Consider the following 17,059-nt stretch of genomic DNA (forward strand, 5'->3'; position numbering starts at 1 on the left):
GCGGGCGGCGGAAACGATCGGCCGCCGCAGGCGATCTTCGCCTTTCAGGTGAAGATCGTGACGGGTCAGTAGTAAAGCCAGCGTCCATACTCCGGCGACCAGTACCAGCGCCCAGCATACGGCGCCGGCTGGTAGTCGCCGTTCCAGGCAGCGGGTGGCGCATAGTAGGCGTACGGACGGGCGGCTACGCTGGTCGGCCGCTGCACGTAGCCATAGGCTTGCGGCGGCGGTCGCATCGCGACGGGCGGCGGCGCGTACTGCGTTCGCGGTCGCGCGTACTGTGGCTCGGTCGTATAGACCTGTGCCGTCCGCGGCATCCCGGCGTCGTCGCCTTCGTCGTCGGCGAACGCGTCAGCCGGCATGGCGTTCTGTTGTGGCACGCGTCCCGTAGACCGCACGACGCCGGTATTTCGCGGCGGCGCGCTGGGGCGTTGAACGGGTTGCGGATTCTGCAGTGAATCGGTGTCCGTCCAGGCGTCGGATGTCACGGGTGGAGCGTGACGGGCGACTGGCTTGGATGACGCGATGCGCGTGCCGCTGGATGCAGGAGAGGGTGTGCCTGCCTGTTCTCCAAGCGGCTTCGAGGTGACGGGCACCTCCTGCACGGTCTCGATCTCGCTTGCGTCGCTGTAAACGTGTTTGATGTCGAGGATGGGTTTGCGAGCCGCCTCGCTTGTCGGTTTCTGCGCCCGCGCTTCCGTTGCGGGCGGCGTCGTGGCGGCAGTGCCCTTTGTTGCGGCCTCGCGCGCGAGTTCCTCTTTCGCCGCCTTGTAGCCGCGATCGTAGGCCGCTTTCACTTCCCGATCCTGGGCCTCGGCGTCGTCGGCCGCGCTGTAGGCGTGGGACGATGCCGAACACAGGCAACCTGTGGCGAGAAACGCGCCGGCCAAAGTCTGCCTCAAGTGTGCGTCCATGAGGCCTCCCTTTATGGTTATTGATGGCGAATCGTACAACGTCTCCGGCGACAAAAAAACGCTAGCGATGCCATTGCGTGCGCTTCCCAACCGAACCTTCAGTCGTATGCGCTTGCAACGAAACGTGATGCGGTCTCATGCCGTGTGGGATGAGTCACACATAGCGTCGACGCCGCCAGGGAAGCAGAACGCTATGGCTTGCTCCAGACCAGCCGCCAGCACATGAGAAAGGTACCGTTCGCGTCCCTTGAAACCGCGCCTTCAGATGTGCACGTCGTACCGGGCATTGCGGGGCCGAACTGGGCGACTTCCCGATCGGCGTCGGCGAGTGCATCGGCGGGCACCCGTCCCCAGATGGACAGACTGGCCAGTACGCCGGCACAGCCGACCAACATGGTCAGCGAACGTTTCAATCGGGCGGGGCGCTTGGCAATAAGGTCGATTCGCATCGGGAGGCTCTCTCAGGCGGGGCTTATGAGCGCTCTTATCGGCATCGGCTGCCAAAAGAATAGATCCCGCTTCAAGTATTTTTTTCGGGCCAGATTATTGGCGTTCGCAAAGCGGTCGGCGGAAGGCTTCAGTTGCCAGCAGCGGGTTCCCGTCGAGCGTTCCGGCGCAGCATGTCGGCGGGCACACCGAACGTTCGGACAAACGCGCGGCGCATGCGCTCGCGATCCGCAAACCCCGTTTCCTGCGCCACGACGTTGATCGTGTGCCGGCCCTGTTCGATCATGAAGCGGGCCGCTTCCAGCCGAAGCTGCTCCACCGCCTTGGCGGGCGATTGACCGGTCTCGGCCGCGAACGCGCGGCTGAACTGGCGAGGACTGAGATTAGCCACCGCGGCCAGCTCCTCGACGGTCAGCGGATTGCGCAGGTTCCGGCGGATGTGCGCCAGCACCAGTTCGATCCGGTCGGACTTCGGCGTCATGTCGAGAAGGGCGGAATGTTGCATCTGCCCACCGAGCCGGCGCTGATTCATGACGAGAAGCCTCGCGACCATTTTCGCGGCTTCGGGACCGAGGTCGTTATCGATCAACGCCAGAACGAGATCGATCCCCGCCGTCATGCCGGCCGAGGACCAGATGGGACCGTCATTGACGAAAATCCGGTCTTCTTCTGTGATGACTTCCGGAAAGCGCGCCCTGAATTCAGCCGCGTGTGCCCAATGCATGGTGGCGCGCCGGCCATTCAGAAGCCCGGCCTCGGCGAGAACGAATGCGCCGCTGCAGATCGAGGCAATCCGTCTCGACGCCCTCGCTGCTTCCTGAACGAACGCGATCACAGCGTCATCGGAGGACGGCATTTTCATTTCGGTGATCGAGCCCACGATGACCGTATCGAAAGCCGGATCGCCGAACGCTTCCGTTTCCAGTGTCATGCCGCCCGAAGAACGAACGGGACCGCCACGCGCAGACAGCACATGGACATCGTAGCACGGACCCGCCGGCGGCAGGTTCGCGATTTCGAATGCCGTTAGCGCCGCGAGACTCATCATCTGAAATCGTTGCGGCACGATAAAGCCAATCCGATGCATAGGTATTCCCGAGGTCAGGCTTGCGCGCCTGACCGCAAATTAGCGTCATTCCACGGGTCGTATTCGCAGATTTCTTCTCGATGCCGCGAGCGCCGCACGCGCGGACAACGCGCGTCATGAATGGTGGCAACAACGACATAGATCGTAAAGGGCAGAGGCGATAACGTACAAGCACTTCATCATCTGTCTCGCACCAGCGAAAGGAACACCATCATGTCAAAGATTATCCGGGCCGCAGCCGTTCAGATCGCGCCCGTTCTCTACAGCCGGGAAGGCACCGTCGATAAGGTCGTCAAGAAAATTCTGGAACTCGGCAAGCAGGGCGTCCAGTTTGCGACCTTCCCTGAGACTGTCGTTCCGTACTATCCGTACTTCTCGTTCGTCGAATCGCCGTTTGCAATGGGCGCCGAGCATTACAAGCTGCTCGATCAGGCAGTCGTCGTGCCGTCCGAGACGACGCGTGCCATTGGCGAAGCCGCGCGTCAGGCAAAAATGGTGGTGTCGATCGGCGTCAACGAACGCGACGGCGGCACGCTCTACAACACGCAATTGCTATTCGATGCCGACGGCACACTGGTGCAACGCCGCCGCAAGCTCTCGCCGACCTATCACGAGCGTATGGTCTGGGGAATGGGCGACGGTTCGGGTCTGCGCGCGATCGATACCGCCGTGGGCCGCGTCGGTCAGCTCGCCTGCTGGGAGCACTACAACCCGCTCGCGCGCTATGCGCTGATGGCCGATGGCGAGGAAATCCATTCGGCGATGTATCCGGGTTCGTTCGCGGGCGATCTGTTCTCCGAGCAGATCTCCGTCAACATCCGCCAGCACGCGCTGGAGGCGGGCGCCTTCGTCGTCAACGCGACGGCGTGGCTGACTCCCGAACAACAGCAGCAGATTCTGCAGGATACGAATACCACCCAGGTTGGGCCGATCTCGAGCGGCTGTTTCACGGCGATCGTTTCGCCCGAGGGTGAGTACATGGGCGGCGCGCCGCTGCGCGAAGGAGAGGGCGAAATCATCGCCGACCTCGACTTCTGGCAGATCGACAAGCGCAAACGCATGATGGATTCACGCGGCCATTACAGCCGTCCCGACGTGCTCGGGCTGGTGATCGATCGCACGCCGAAGACGCATGTCATCGAGCGCTCGCTGCGGGCGCCCGGCGAAGAGCCCGTGAGGGATCTCGAAGTACTCGCGTGAACTGAGACTCGTGAGGTCGTGCGCGCACGATGCGCGCAACTCGACTGTCCAACTTTGTGCTGTTATCCAAGGAGTAGCAGAAATGAATTTCAACGATGTCATGCTGGAGCGCAACGCCCAGTTCGCCGAGACCGGGTTTTCGCCGGAACTCAAGATGCTTCCGTCGACGGGGACGGTCGTGATCGGTTGCGTCGACCCGCGCGTCGATCCCGTGAATGTGCTGGGGTTGAAGCAGGGTGAAGCGGCCGTGATCCGGAACGTGGGCGGGCGCATCAACAACGCGTTACTCGAAACGCTGGCGGTGTTGAGCGTCGTCGCGGCATCGGCGGGGCGCCCGGATGGCGCGCGCAATCTCGTGCTCCTTCAGCACACCGATTGCGGGATCATCGGCTGTCACCGGCATGCGCCCGCCTTGCTCGCGAAGCATCTCAATGTCGAGACGGATGCGCTCGATGATCTCGCGATCACCGAACCCTACAAGGCGGTCGCGCTCGATGTCGAAGCGCTCAGGGCAAACAAGGCGCTGCCCGATGGCATGGTGGTGTCGGGTCTGGTCTACGACGTCAAAACCGGCAAGATCGAAACGGTCGTCCCGCCAGCACCGTTGCGGGCGCCTGCCGCCTGACGGTTCCCGCATCGGCCATCGTGCAGAACAGGCGCGGTCAATCGGGTTTCGAAGTCACGCGATCATCTGGCAGCAACGCTTGCGCGACGCCTTCCGAAAACCGCATTGGCCGGCCTTCGATCAGCAGTCGTTCGGCATCCGCTGGATCGCGCTCGATCTCAGGCAATCCATGCGCGACGAGCGCGCGAGCGCAGCCGATCCAGTCGCCGTGTTCAATCACATCGGGTTCATTGAACGAAGCCCACGACAGCGTGCCCAGCACGTCGGCACCGAATCCATGCGTCTCACGCCAACTCGCTCCATGAGAAAGCAGGAACGCAGTCAATTCGGCATCGCCGCGAAACACGGCATGGTTCACCGCCGACGCGTCCCAATCACCGCCGCGCGCAGCGATCGGCCAGCCGAGTTCGACCATGACCTTGACCGCTTCACGGGATCCCCAGGCGGCTGTATCCGGCAATAGCCGCAACTGGTGCTCCGGCAAAGCACGAGGAAGATCAGGATGCAGTGCCTGAATGCGCCGCGCCTCGCTTGCATCGGCACGCGCACAGGCCGCGACGAACTCGTCTTCGGCGCTGAGTGTGTCGTCTGCCCCGGCTTCGCGCAACAGATCTGCGACCTCGCGCAGTCCCGTTTGCATCGCCAGCCGCCAGGCACTGACGCCACCGGGCGTGCGCGCCTGCGGATCGGCGCCGGCGGCGAGCAGGGCGGCGATATGACGAGCCGATCGCCGCACGGCGATCGCGCGCATCAGCGGCGGTCCCCATGTCGTCGTCGGACCGGCTTCGACGGGTTCATTTGGATCGCCGCCGTGTGCCAGCAGCAGTTCCAGTGCAACAGGGCTCGGCATGTCGAGTGCCCGGCGCAGCGCATTCGTTCCGCCGACGCGCGCGCCATACGCGAGCAGCAGGCGGGTGCACGCTGGCTCCTCAAGCGAGTGATAGAGCGATTCTCCGTCGTTGGGGTCCGCTCCCGCTGTCAGCAGCATCTCTGTCAAAACGGCATCGCGATTGACGCCCGCCGCGCCGTAGAGCGCGGACAACGGCTCCGACTCGTCGGGCGACGCCAGCGTAGCGGGCGGATAACGATTACCGATACGCTGGTTGGGATGGGCGCCGGCCTGAAGCAGAAACCGCGCGCAATTGCGCAGACGTTCAGCAAACTCCGGCAGTTGGCCGAGGCGCGAATGCGTGACGGCGACGAGCGGCGGAAGATTCAGCGGCCCGTCCGCCCGGTTGATCCAGTCCGGATCGGCGGCGACTGCGCGGGCTATTGCATCGAGTTGTCCCGCGGCGCACGCGACCGACACATCCGACGAAGGCAAGCCAGGATGATCGCGCAGCAACTGCGCCGCAACGCGCGGTCTTCCCGCGTCGTAGCTGCCAACGACATCGCCGCCGTAAGCAAGGCCAAGCCAGTACCGGATCCAATCCTGCTGTTCGCGCGGCACGGCACGGCTTTCGACATACAGGCGAAGCTCTGTCCATGAAGCGAAGCCGTACTCGCGCGCGATGCAGGATTGCGCATCGTGCAGACGCAATCCGAGTGCGACGACTTCGTCACGCGTTCGATGCGCGGCGGCGGGAAGGTTGCTGGTGAAGCGCGAGATAGCCGTTGCATCGCCATCGCGATAGAGGCGGAGCAGTTCTTTCGCCTGCTTCTTCAGATGGTCGAGATTGGCCCCGGAAGGCAGAGTCTTCATTGCGGATCCTCGTGCATTGGAGGCTGTCGGTCCGCAACACCGCCTGCACAAAGGATGGTGAGATAACGCATTGGCTATCGCAGGTGAGTTCAACTCTTTCCGCGGACCCGGAAGCGGCCTGTACCGCTGACGAGATGCTAGGAGAAGACGGGCAGCGCCGTCAACTCCCGCGCAATTGCACGGATCTATTCCTGCGGCGGCAACAGCGCCAGCAGCAGTCGCCGCAACTCGAGAGATTCGCGCTGCGTCAGCCTCGCCGTGAGGATGCGCTCGACTTCCTCGACACGCGGACGCAAGCTTGCAAGCTGCTTCTTGCCGTCCGCAGTGAGAAACAGCACATAACTGCGCTTGTCGACGGGATCGTCGGACCGTTCGATCAGGCCGTTGCGAACCATGCGCGCGACGAGATCGGCGATCGTCGAACGGTCCACGTCGAGTTCATCGCCGAGTTGCCGCTGATTGACGCCGGGTGTCTTATGCAGGATCTCGAGCGCCGCGTACTGGACGCTCGTGATCTCCGCGGAGACTTCGTTAAGCCACACCGCTACGTGGCGCTGCTGGGCGCGGCGCACGAGACTGCCCGTAAATTTCGAGAGCGCTTCGGGGTTGTCGTGTCTGGTCGGCAATTTCGGCGTATCGAGCGGGTTAGTGCATACGGAATATCGGCCGGAAAAAGGCGTTCAGTTCCGCGTATGCATCGAGTGGAAGAACATGCGCGACGTATTGGTCCGGACGGACCACGACGAGCGCGCCCCGTTCGCGGTCGATGCCGCGCGCGTCGAAGATATCAGTCGCTGCGTCGCTCGTAAATGTTTTCTCGTAGTCGATGAGGCCATAGCGTCCCTTGCGCGGCAGCAACATCGCGGGCAGATCGTCGAGACGCACTTCGCGATGCGGCTGCTGTAGCACCGCGCGCAGATCGAATACGCTATCCACGTCGGCATCGTCCGGCGTGGTGAGCCGCACGATAGAATCAGGCGATGTCGCGAGATGCTCGCACAGCGCATCGAGCGCAGTTCGCTTCGCATCCGCGAAGGCGTACAGGCGCCAGCGACCGTCCGCGCTTGCTGCGTGTCCCAGATGGACGGGCTTTGCATCCGCAAGCCGCACGACGGGCGATGAATGAAACCGTGTGCCGATCACGAAGCCCTGGGCGAGCGCCTGGTGCGTCGCTTCACCCGTCAACATACCCGGCCGGTAATGTGTCGCGACGCCAGCCGTATATCGGCCCGCGCGAACGAAATAGGCTTGCAGCTCAGCCGGATCGACGCCGCCTGCTTCGGGCCGGTTGGGATCTTTCGGCGGCGCGGCCATCATCGCCGACCATTCCTTGTCGAAGTCGATCAACTCCTGCGCGATGGGCTGACGTTCGTCGGAATACGTACGCAACAGATCGGCGTCGCTGCGTCCCTGCAGCACCGCCCCGAGTTTCCAGCCGAGATTGAAGCCGTCCTGCATCGACACGTTCATGCCTTGGCCCGCCTTTGCGCTATGCGTGTGACAGGCATCGCCCGCGATGAACACGCGCGGCTCGCGAGACGTTCCGTCGGCTGCAATGGCATCGTCGAAGCGATCGGTCAGGCGCTGTCCCACTTCATACACGGAAAACCACGCGACTTCCTTGGCATCGAGCGTGTACGGATGCAGGATGTGCCGCGCCGTCTCGATGATGTGATCGACGGTGGTCTGTTTGATGCTGTCGCGATTCTCGGGCGTGACCTCGCCCAGATCGACATAGAAGCGCACCAGGTAGCCGCCTTCGCGCGGAATGATCAGCAGGTTGCCCTTGCTCGCGGACTGAATGGCGGCCTTCAGGCGGATGTCCGGGAAGTCGGTGACGGCGAGCGCGTCCATCACGCCCCAAGCGTGGTTCGCCGCATCGCCGCGCAGCGTTTGTCCGATAGCCGTGCGCACGCGGCTGCGAGCACCGTCGCACCCGACGACGTAGCGCGCCCGCACTGTGATTTCCTCGCCAAGCCGTGCTTCATCCGTGCGGCGCAACGTGACGCGCACGGGGTAGTCGCCCGTATCGTCGCGTTGCACGTCGACCACTTCCAGACCGTAGTCCGGCTCGACCCGTTGCGCGGACCGGCGCATGACATCGAGCAGATAGTCCTGCACGCGCGCCTGATTGACGATCACGTGCGGAAACTCCGACATGCCTGTTTCGGTATCCTGAACACGACCGGTACGCTTGATGGCACCCCGATCCTGTGCATCGGGTCGCCAGAACACGGTTTCGTTGACCCAGTACGCTTCGCGCTGCAAGCGGTCGCTGAGGCCGAACGCATTGAACATCTCGACAGTCCGGCACGCGACACCGTCTGCCTGTCCCATCAGCAACGGCCCCGAGCGCCGCTCGACGACGCGCGTGCGGATCGACGGGAATTGCGAGAGTTGTGCTGCCAGCACGAGCCCCGCAGGACCGCTTCCGACGATCAGCACGTCGACGGTGTCGGGCATCTCGACGCGAGGTGCGCCTTCGGCGGCCGGCTCGATGGTCGGATCGCCGACGCGGAAACCGTTGAGATGAAATTGCATGGTGTCTTCCTCCAGTTCGAATGCGTCATCGTGGAAACGAATATACTCCGTACACCAACCATTTAAAAGCACTTCGTGCAGCAGTGGATGTTTACCCTGGCCTGAGGATTTCGAAGACCTTTCCCTGGTTGCGTCCGAAAAAGCGGCGGATATCCGGCACGCAGCCATCGGAACGCCGCTCGCGTCGCCATATCGGGTAAAACCCTAAGTCCTATTCCGTGCGACGGCCGACTCTGCTATAAATTGCGCTCCGTAGCTGATGACGTTTTAGCACGGCGATTTCTTGCAAGTTTGGCAAGGTTCAGCGGCAGCGTTTGAAAGGAATGGCATGGCGCGCGTAGTTGTGGTGGGCAGCATCAACATGGACATGGTGGTCGTCACCAACACGTTTCCCCGACTGGGCGAGACGCTGTTCGGCACGGGCTTTTCGACGAGCCCTGGCGGCAAAGGCGCGAATCAGGCCGTCGCGGCGGCTCGGCTCGGCGCTCAGGTGACGATGGTCGGGCGGGTAGGCGCCGACGCGTTCGGTGCAGAGATGAAGGCGACGCTCGTACGCGAAGGCGTGGACGTGCGTTACGTCACCACCGCACGCCAGGCGACGGGTATCGCATCGATCACGCTGACGGGCGGTGATAACGCGATCGTCGTCGTGCCGGGCGCCAACTCGGAGCTGTCGCCCGAAGATATCGACCGCGCCGCCGATGTATTCGAGCAGGCCGATGTCGTGCTGGCCCAACTCGAAGTCCCGTACGAGACCGTCCTGCATGCGGCGCGCCGCGCTCGCGCACTCAACAAGCCGTTCTTTCTGAATCCTGCTCCCGCCGTCTCATTGAGCGACGAACTGCTGGACCTCGTCACGCTGCTGACGCCCAACCAGCATGAGCTCGCGACCGCGTTGCAGACGCGTGAAGAGGCGTGGGCCGATGAACTCGCGCGGCGTCCCGGCCAGATCGCGATGACGCGCGGCAAGGAAGGCGTGAGCTACGCCGACATGGACGGCAAGCTCGTCCACAAAGCCGGCTTCAAGGTCGATGCCGTCGACACGACAGGCGCTGGCGACACGTTCAACGGCGCACTCGCAGCTTTCTGGAGTCTCGGGATCGACGAGGCAGTGCGGCGCGCCAACGCGGCGGCAGCACTCTCCGTCACGCGCGCAGGCGCGCAAGGTGGCATGCCGACGCTCGCCGAACTGGACACATTTCTCGAGACCCAATCATGAAAAAGCTTGGTCACCTGAATCGCGACATCGCGCGCGTGCTGGCATCGATGGGCCACACGGATAGCGTCGTGATTGCCGACTGCGGCCTGCCGATTCCCGAAGGCGTGGAATGCATCGACGTATCGCTTGCGCTCAACGTGCCGGGTTTCTTCGACGTGCTCGACAGCGTGCTCGCCGACTTCAAGGTCGAACGCGCGGTATTTGCAAGCGAGAGCGCGGAACACAACGCCGCTGTCGTGGCGCGCATCGCACAGATGGCGGCCAGCAGGATCGACGTCGAGCAGGTGCCGCACGAGGAGTTCAAGCAGCGCTCCCGCGTGGCGAAAGCCATCATCCGCACGGGCGAGTGCAGTCCTTACGCGAATGTGATTCTGCATTCCGGCGTCATCTTCTGAGAGGCACACCATGGAAGTGTTGATGCAGGGCATCGGCAAGGCCTTCGGACCGGTACGTGTGCTCGAGGGCGTCGATTTTCACATCAGCGCGGGCGAAATCCACGCGCTGATGGGTGAGAACGGCGCCGGCAAATCGACGCTGATGAAAATTCTGTGCGGGGTCTATCAGGCTGATGCCGGCAAGATCCTGATAGACGGCAGCGCCGCGCAGATTCGCAACACGGTCGAGGCCGAACATGCCGGCATCGCGATCATCCACCAGGAACTGAACCTCATCCCGCAACTGACGGTGATGGAGAACCTCTTCCTGGGCCGCGAACCGAGCCGGTTCGGGATCGTCGACAACGCGAAGATGCGCGGTGAAGCACGCAAATGGCTCGACATGGTCGGCGCGCGCGACATCGATCCGCAGACGGAAGCCGGTCAACTGTCGATCGGCCGGCAGCAACTCGTCGAGATCGCAAAAGCGCTTTCACTCGATGCGCGCGTCGTCGTGATGGATGAGCCGACGGCTGCGCTCACCAATCGCGAGATCGACACGCTGTTCGAGATCATGTTGTCGCTGAAGGCTCGCGGCGTGGCAATCGTTTATGTCTCGCACCGCATGGAAGAGATCTTCCGGATCTGCGACAAGATCAGCGTGCTGCGCGATGGTCATTTCGTCGGCGAACGCGCAATCAAGGATACGGGTTTCGACGAGATCGTCCGGCTGATGGTGGGACGCGAACTCGGCGAACGCTTCCCGAAGCGGCAGCACAAGCCGGGCGCGGTCCGCTTGCAGGTCAAGGATCTCGCGGATCACGGCAACATCGCAGGCGTTTCGTTCGATGTACGCGCGGGCGAAGTGCTGGGCATTGCCGGCTTGATGGGAGCAGGGCGCAGCGAAATTCTGAGAACGCTGTTCGGCGCCAACCGGAAGACGGGCGGAACGGTCACGCTCGACGGCAAGCCGCTCGAGGTCCGCGATGCATCCGGCGCGATTGCGGCCGGCATCGGCTTCGTCACGGAAGACCGGAAAGGGCAGGGGCTCGTGCTGGGTATGTCCGTGCGCGAGAACGCGACGCTCGTTCATCTCGACAGCTATGCGAGCTTCGGTTTCGTCGACAGCAAGGCCGAGCGCCAGGCAGTCGATGGCCTGATCGAGCAGTTGCGCGTGCGCACGCGGGATGCGGAACTGGACGTGAAGTCGCTGTCGGGCGGCAATCAGCAGAAGGTGGTCTTCGCGAAGTGGCTTGCGCGACCGCCCAAGGTGCTGTTGCTCGACGAACCGACGCGCGGCGTCGACGTCGGCGGCAAGGCCGAAATCTACACGATCATCAATCAGCTGGCCGAGCGCGGTGTCGCAATCGTGATGGTGTCGTCGGAGCTTCCCGAGGTCCTCGCGATGAGCGACCGGATCCTGGTCATGCATCAGGGCCGCCAGAGCGGACTGTTCGATGCAGAGGGCGCAACGCAGGAACTCATCATGACGGCAGCAGCGGGCGGCATTGCGACGCCTGTTTCGGTTGCCGCATAGACACCGTCCAACCTGAACCCTGACGGCTGCGCAATGACCGCGCGCCGTGCATCCCATTGAAATGGTCCTGTCGCAAGCGAAAGGACACAACGCGAGACACATCATGGCGCAACTGAGTATCACACCGACCAACCGCGCGACGCTGCAGAAGCTTGGGCCGTTTATTGCCCTGCTCGTCATTGCGGTGGGACTCTCCATCGTCAGTCACAATTTTCTGACCGTCGACAACCTGCTGAACGTGATGCGTCAGGCGTCGATCAATGCGCTGATTGCATTCGGCATGACGCTGGTGATTCTGCTGGGCGGCATCGATCTTTCTGCGGGCTCGGTACTGGCGCTGTCGTCCGTCATCATCGCGAGCCTTTTGACGTCGGGCATGCCGGCAGGTCTCGCGACGCTCGCCGGACTCGTTGCAGGCGGCCTGATGGGACTGGTGAACGGGCTCGTGATCAGCAAGGGCAAGGTTGCGCCGTTCATCGCGACGCTCGGGTCGATGACGGTGCTTCGCGGACTGGCATTGGTCCTGTCGAACGGCAGTCCGCTGAGCAGCTTCAACAGCGACTTCTTTTCGCTGCTCGGCGGCGGCTACGTTGCCCGACTCGTGCCGATTCCTGTCGTGCTCATGCTGGTCATGTTCGCGATCTTCTGGGTGCTGCTGCGCAAGACCGTGTTTGGCCGCCACATCTATGCGACGGGCGGCAACGCCGAGTCGGCAAAGCTCTCGGGCGTGAAGGTCGATCGCATCCAGCTGTATGTGTACACGATCTCGGGCGTCATGGCCGCGCTCGCGGGCGTCGTGCTGACGTCCCGTCTGAACTCCGCGCAACCTACTGCGGGTACCGGCTATGAACTCGACGCCATCGCCGCCGTCGTGCTCGGTGGAACGAGCCTGACGGGCGGCCGCGGATGGATTTTCGGCACGCTCGTCGGCGCGCTGCTGATCGGCGTTCTGAACAACGGCCTGAATCTGCTCGACGTGTCGTCTTTCTATCAGCAGGTCATCAAGGGCGGCGTGATCCTGCTCGCCGTGCTGATCGATCGTGGCAACAAGAAGTCGTAACGCAGGTTGACAAGGGAAGGGCGTAGACCCTTTCCCATAGCTTTATCGATTACCGATTGCTGGACAGCAAAACCCAGTTTCACCACACAAGGAAGAAGAGGAAGACAATGCAGAAACCCGTTTCGCCGCGATTCTCGAAGCTTTTCGCCGCGCTGTGCGCAAGCACGCTGATGGCTGGTCTGGTTGCATGCTCGAAGGAAGGTCCGGCTACGTCGGCGGATGCCGGAGCGAGCGCGGCATCGGCGCCTGCTGCAAACGGCGCGATCACGGTCGGCCTGTCGATTTCGACGTTGAACAATCCGTTTTTCGTCTCGCTGCGTAAAGGCGCGGAAGGCGAAGCGGCCAAAGACGGCGTGACGCTGATCACGGTCGATGCGCAGAACGATCCCGCGAAGCAGCAGGCGAGCGTCGAAGATCTGATCGAAAAGAAAGTCAGCGTGATCCTGATCAACCCGACCGATTCGTCGGCTGTGGCGAACGTCGTCAAGGAAGCGACCAGCAAGGGCATCAAGGTCGTCTCGCTCGACCGCAGCGTCAACGGCGCGGATGTCAGCTCGCATATCGCCTCGGACAACAAGGCCGGCGGCAAGATGGCGGCTGATTTCCTCGCGGAAAAGCTGGGCGGCAAGGGCAATATCGTCGAACTGCAAGGCATTCCGGGTTCGTCGGCGGCGAATGAGCGTGGCGCTGGCTTCGACGACGAAGTGACGGCGAAGGGCGGCGTGAAGATCGCGACGAAGCAGCCTGCCGACTTCGACCGGGCGAAGGGTCTGTCGGTGATGGAAAACATCATCCAGAGCAACAAGGACATTCAGGGCGTGTTCGCACAGAACGACGAGATGGCGTTGGGCGCTGTGAAGGCGCTGCAGGCGGCGGGTCTGAAGAACGTCGCGGTGGTTGGCTTCGACGCGACCAGCGACGCCATCACGGCAGTCAAGGGCGGCCAGATGGCGGCGACCGTGCAGCAGCAGCCGGAGCTGATCGGCCAGTACGGCGTGCAGACGGCGAAGAAGCTGGTCGACGGTCAGTCGGTCGACAAGTTCATCCCTGTGCCGCTGAACCTTTACAAGCAGTAAGTTCTCATCTGTCCCTTCCCGTAGTACCATCAGGCGCCAGGACCCACGTCGCTGCGCGCCTGCCTCTGCCTCCGGTTCTAGCGGCCGGCGAATCCCCGACGAAGTTGTATCGTACGCACGCGCTGCTCACAGAAGCGGTGCGCTTGCGCCTGACTCATTGACCTGCAGGAAGCCCGCGTGACCCAGTTCGAGCGTCTGACCATCGACGACATTGCCCGCCTCGCGAAGGTTTCCCGTACTACGGCTAGCATGGTGCTCAACGGCTATGCCGAACGCTACCGGATATCCGCGGCGACCGTCGAACGGGTGTTGCAGGTCGCGAAGGACCATCACTTCACGCCTTCGCAGTCGGCGCGTGCGTTGCGCACGCGTCGCAGCAACACGATCGGTCTTGTGATTCCCGACCTGACCAACTCTGCCCATGCGGCGCTTGCGCAGGCGATGGAATGGCAATGCCGCGAACGCTATCAATATCAACTCGTTCTTGTCACGAGCGATGAAAACCCGGTGCGCGAGACGGAAGGTATTGCGCACCTCGTGTCGCATCAGGTCGATGGTTTGATCGTCGTGCCGTGCACGGGCGACGCGAAGCGCTACGAGAAATGGATGAAGCGTCTGCCTCTCGTGTTTGCCGATCGCCGCGTCGAGGAGAGCAGTATTCCGTACGTCGTCACCGATGCCGTTGAAACGGTAGCGACGCTGGTCGGCGAGAGCATCGCCCGAGGCGCACGTGAGGTGGTCTACCTGGGCGGTCAACCGGAGTTGTCTGCGAGCCGCGATCGTCTGGCCGGATACCGGCAGGCGCTTCGCCAGCATGGTCTCGAGGAACGGCCCGACTGGGTGTTCGAGCGGGATTACCAGCGTGAATCGGGCTACGAGCTGATGAAGTCGTGGTTCGCTGAACACCAGCGATATCCGCAAGCGCTCTTTGCCGGCTCGATTACGCTGCTCGAAGGCGTTCTGCAGTTTATGAACGATGCGCATCAACTGGCGCAGGCGCCAGGACAACTGATGACATTCGATGACCATAAACTGCTCGACTGTCTGCCGTTCAAGATCGACGCGATTATCCAGGATAGCGCGCAACTGGCTGAGCACAGTCTGCGGTGCGTGTTTTCTCTGCTCGAGGGTGATGGCGAGCCGGACTCGAGGCTGGTGCCGGCGCGGATTCGATATCGCAGGTCGGGCGGCTGATTAGCGCGCATTTGCTGCAGATCGGGGTATCGGGCCCTATTTTTTAAAATTCAATTTTTTGTTGATAATTTATCTTATGTAAAATCACAAAACCGGCCAGACGACCTCCGATTCCCCGCTTTCAGCTAACGCGTCCTGCAGCCGCGACCAAGGCTCGCGGCGCATTGCACGAACCGTCGAAGCTTTTCTGCAGCCAGTCGTTCGCCCAGTCGGTCGCATACTGGATAGCGTCCTGACGAAGATCGAAACCCGCCAGATCGCCGCTCACATGGATGAACGATTCACCGTCCGGCAACGGCCCACTGATCATGGCGTGCGCCATGTACTCGCCATCGGCGCGACGCGGCGTCGGGTCTATTCGGAACATTGCGGGATCGAAATGCATGTGACGCTCCCATCGCGCGTTGCGCGCCAAAAAATTCGCTTTCATTGAAATCGCACCGTGCGCGTCGTGTCATGGATGCAATTAAACACACAACGCTACGCATCAACCGTCAATGGAAGCGAACCACACGACGGACTATCGTCGTATTACGCTTCAGCATCCCAGATGGTTCGACCCGAGGGACACGCATCAATGAGATGTTCGGCATAAGCAGTCGATGCCCTTCTCGCATCGCCGATATTTTCAAAGCCGCGTTCAACCTTGAGTTGAAACACGCGGCTGCGCCCTTCCACTTCCTTTTGCCCTGGTTCGTTGATCCGGACAGCGGCATCGAAGCCCTGATCGTAGCTGTGCCCCGTTCCCGCCATCGTGCGTTGACGCGGATAAACGAGCAGACGAACTTCAAGCCCCCTGTATAGATATGCAGCGGCTTCCATGAGACACCTCTGTGGCCGCGGTATGCGGCGAAGATTATGCAGGTGGGACGAGCGCGAACCAGACGGCCGCGTCACGATGGGCGCACACGCGGCTGTCGGGCGACAGCGTTGGTGCATTCAGGCGGGCGTTGTAACCGAAAAGAGCGCGAGGCGCAGAGACTCAGTCCATCGTACGCGCATTCATGTGTTTGTACAGTGAAACTTTGCTTTCCGAACCGCTTGAAGCAGGCACGTTCGATACCGGCCGATGCCCGCCAGAATGCGCAGCGCGACGATCATGCATGGAGTACCATGGCGCGGCAACTCATCAATCCGTCAGCTCATCGGACGCCATCTACGCGGGTCTTTCACTCATCAGGCTCAGATGAACCATTTCACCGGCCAAGCGCTGGCGGGCTTCCTGAACGAACGGGAACTACTCGATAACTGGTTGGATCAGCATCTTTCCGTTTCGTTGAGACGGGGCCTCGCAACAGAAGCCGAGATGCGCAGCCAGTTCGTCGGATTCATGGAAGTATTTCTCCGCACGCTCAGATCGAGCGACACGCTCGACGCAAACCGTCCCGAGTGGGAGCCCGTGCGTGTGCTTTTGAGCGAGGTATCGAATCAGCGCACCAGACAGGGCTTCACGCCCGTCGAAACCGCGGCGTTTGTGTTTTCGCTGAAGCAGCCGCTCTATTCGCAGTTGCGCGTCGGGTTCGGTAATGACATGGCTGCGATGGCGGATGCCAACTGGTCCATCACGCTGCTGTTGGACGCACTGGGTCTCTATACGACCGAAGTCTTCCAGCGCAGCCGTGAAGCGACCATTGCGCGGCAACGGGAAGAACTGCTCGAACTGTCGACACCCGTCGTCGAACTGTGGGAAGGTATCCTCGCGCTGCCGCTGGTGGGCACGCTCGATTCGGCGCGCACCCAGGTCGTGATGGAAAACCTGCTGCAGAGAATCGTCGAAACAGGCGCCGCTGTCGCGATCATCGACATCACGGGTGTGCCGACCGTGGACACGCTCGTCGCACAACACCTGATGAAAACGGTGGCGGCAGCGCGCTTGATGGGAACGGACTGCATCATCAGCGGTATTCGCCCGCAGATTGCGCAGACTGTCGTGCATCTGGGCGTCGACCTGTCCAGTATCACCACTCGCGCGTCGCTTGCCGATGCATTCATCGTCGCGCTGCGCATCGCACAGGCGACCGGCCCGGGCGTCAGGGCGCGCAGCCGCAAAAGCGCCTGAAGGCGTCACGCGTGATCGCGTGAC

The 17,059-nt window shown here is 62.2% G+C and carries 17 protein-coding genes; 9 read left to right on the forward strand and 8 right to left on the reverse strand.

What is annotated here, in order from left to right; all coding sequences use genetic code 11:
* Window positions 1–65: 65 nt before the first annotated feature.
* From PPGU16_RS18440 to PPGU16_RS18450, 3 genes are all read right to left on the reverse strand, one after another.
* Window positions 66–914, reverse strand: a complete 849-nt coding sequence (locus PPGU16_RS18440; protein WP_180724127.1) for a hypothetical protein — start codon at window positions 912–914, stop codon at window positions 66–68.
* 191 nt (window positions 915–1,105) lie between these two features.
* On the reverse strand, window positions 1,106–1,363 hold the full coding sequence (locus tag PPGU16_RS18445; protein WP_180724128.1) for a hypothetical protein: 258 nt from the start codon (window positions 1,361–1,363) through the stop codon (window positions 1,106–1,108).
* A 128-nt stretch (window positions 1,364–1,491) separates the two neighbouring features.
* The gene (locus tag PPGU16_RS18450; protein WP_180724129.1) at window positions 1,492–2,448 is read right to left on the reverse strand and encodes a GlxA family transcriptional regulator; all 957 of its coding nucleotides are present in this window, start codon (window positions 2,446–2,448) and stop codon (window positions 1,492–1,494) included.
* A 213-nt stretch (window positions 2,449–2,661) separates the two neighbouring features.
* Here PPGU16_RS18450 and PPGU16_RS18455 point away from each other — a divergent pair, with 213 nt between their 5' ends.
* Both PPGU16_RS18455 and PPGU16_RS18460 read left to right on the forward strand, forming a co-directional pair.
* Window positions 2,662–3,648: a nitrilase-related carbon-nitrogen hydrolase gene (locus tag PPGU16_RS18455; RefSeq protein WP_180724130.1), complete on the forward strand. Its 987-nt coding sequence runs from the start codon at window positions 2,662–2,664 to the stop codon at window positions 3,646–3,648.
* Between the two features lie 82 nt (window positions 3,649–3,730).
* A complete protein-coding gene (locus PPGU16_RS18460) occupies window positions 3,731–4,273 on the forward strand; it encodes a carbonic anhydrase (RefSeq protein ID WP_180724131.1) in 543 nt (180 codons plus the stop codon).
* Between the two features lie 37 nt (window positions 4,274–4,310).
* Here PPGU16_RS18460 and PPGU16_RS18465 read toward each other — a convergent pair whose 3' ends face one another.
* From PPGU16_RS18465 to PPGU16_RS18475, 3 genes are all read right to left on the reverse strand, one after another.
* Window positions 4,311–5,975 (reverse strand): ankyrin repeat domain-containing protein, encoded by a 1,665-nt coding sequence (locus tag PPGU16_RS18465; protein ID WP_180724133.1) that lies wholly within the window; start codon window positions 5,973–5,975, stop codon window positions 4,311–4,313.
* A gap of 185 nt (window positions 5,976–6,160) precedes the next feature.
* Window positions 6,161–6,601 carry a MarR family winged helix-turn-helix transcriptional regulator gene (locus PPGU16_RS18470; RefSeq protein WP_180724135.1) on the reverse strand — a complete coding sequence of 147 codons (441 nt, stop codon included), beginning with the start codon at window positions 6,599–6,601 and terminating at the stop codon, window positions 6,161–6,163.
* A gap of 19 nt (window positions 6,602–6,620) precedes the next feature.
* Entirely contained in the window at window positions 6,621–8,516 is a 1,896-nt protein-coding gene (locus PPGU16_RS18475; protein ID WP_180724137.1) for an FAD-binding monooxygenase, read from the reverse strand.
* 328 nt (window positions 8,517–8,844) lie between these two features.
* Here PPGU16_RS18475 and rbsK point away from each other — a divergent pair, with 328 nt between their 5' ends.
* From rbsK to PPGU16_RS18505, 6 genes are all read left to right on the forward strand, one after another.
* Window positions 8,845–9,735 carry a ribokinase gene (rbsK, locus tag PPGU16_RS18480; protein WP_180724139.1) on the forward strand — a complete coding sequence of 297 codons (891 nt, stop codon included), beginning with the start codon at window positions 8,845–8,847 and terminating at the stop codon, window positions 9,733–9,735.
* A complete protein-coding gene (gene rbsD / locus PPGU16_RS18485; RefSeq protein ID WP_180724141.1) occupies window positions 9,732–10,130 on the forward strand; it encodes a D-ribose pyranase in 399 nt (132 codons plus the stop codon). The genes rbsK and rbsD overlap by 4 nt, the downstream gene beginning before the upstream one ends.
* 10 nt (window positions 10,131–10,140) lie before the next feature.
* Window positions 10,141–11,646 carry a sugar ABC transporter ATP-binding protein gene (locus PPGU16_RS18490; RefSeq protein WP_180724142.1) on the forward strand — a complete coding sequence of 502 codons (1,506 nt, stop codon included), beginning with the start codon at window positions 10,141–10,143 and terminating at the stop codon, window positions 11,644–11,646.
* Between the two features lie 103 nt (window positions 11,647–11,749).
* Window positions 11,750–12,706 carry an ABC transporter permease gene (locus tag PPGU16_RS18495; RefSeq protein WP_180724144.1) on the forward strand — a complete coding sequence of 319 codons (957 nt, stop codon included), beginning with the start codon at window positions 11,750–11,752 and terminating at the stop codon, window positions 12,704–12,706.
* Between the two features lie 107 nt (window positions 12,707–12,813).
* Window positions 12,814–13,782 (forward strand): ribose ABC transporter substrate-binding protein RbsB, encoded by a 969-nt coding sequence (rbsB, locus tag PPGU16_RS18500; RefSeq protein ID WP_180724146.1) that lies wholly within the window; start codon window positions 12,814–12,816, stop codon window positions 13,780–13,782.
* 177 nt (window positions 13,783–13,959) lie between these two features.
* Entirely contained in the window at window positions 13,960–14,976 is a 1,017-nt protein-coding gene (locus PPGU16_RS18505) for a substrate-binding domain-containing protein (RefSeq protein ID WP_180724148.1), read from the forward strand.
* 121 nt (window positions 14,977–15,097) lie between these two features.
* Here PPGU16_RS18505 and PPGU16_RS18510 read toward each other — a convergent pair whose 3' ends face one another.
* Both PPGU16_RS18510 and PPGU16_RS18515 read right to left on the reverse strand, forming a co-directional pair.
* Window positions 15,098–15,361, reverse strand: a complete 264-nt coding sequence (locus PPGU16_RS18510; protein ID WP_180724149.1) for a hypothetical protein — start codon at window positions 15,359–15,361, stop codon at window positions 15,098–15,100.
* A 146-nt stretch (window positions 15,362–15,507) separates the two neighbouring features.
* Window positions 15,508–15,798 carry a hypothetical protein gene (locus PPGU16_RS18515; protein WP_180724151.1) on the reverse strand — a complete coding sequence of 97 codons (291 nt, stop codon included), beginning with the start codon at window positions 15,796–15,798 and terminating at the stop codon, window positions 15,508–15,510.
* Window positions 15,799–16,162: 364 nt separating this feature from the next.
* Here PPGU16_RS18515 and PPGU16_RS18520 point away from each other — a divergent pair, with 364 nt between their 5' ends.
* Entirely contained in the window at window positions 16,163–17,035 is an 873-nt protein-coding gene (locus tag PPGU16_RS18520) for an STAS domain-containing protein (RefSeq protein ID WP_180724153.1), read from the forward strand.
* Window positions 17,036–17,059 lie beyond the last annotated feature (24 nt).

Source organism: Paraburkholderia largidicola (assembly GCF_013426895.1).
In the GTDB taxonomy this organism is placed as follows: domain Bacteria; phylum Pseudomonadota; class Gammaproteobacteria; order Burkholderiales; family Burkholderiaceae; genus Paraburkholderia; species Paraburkholderia largidicola.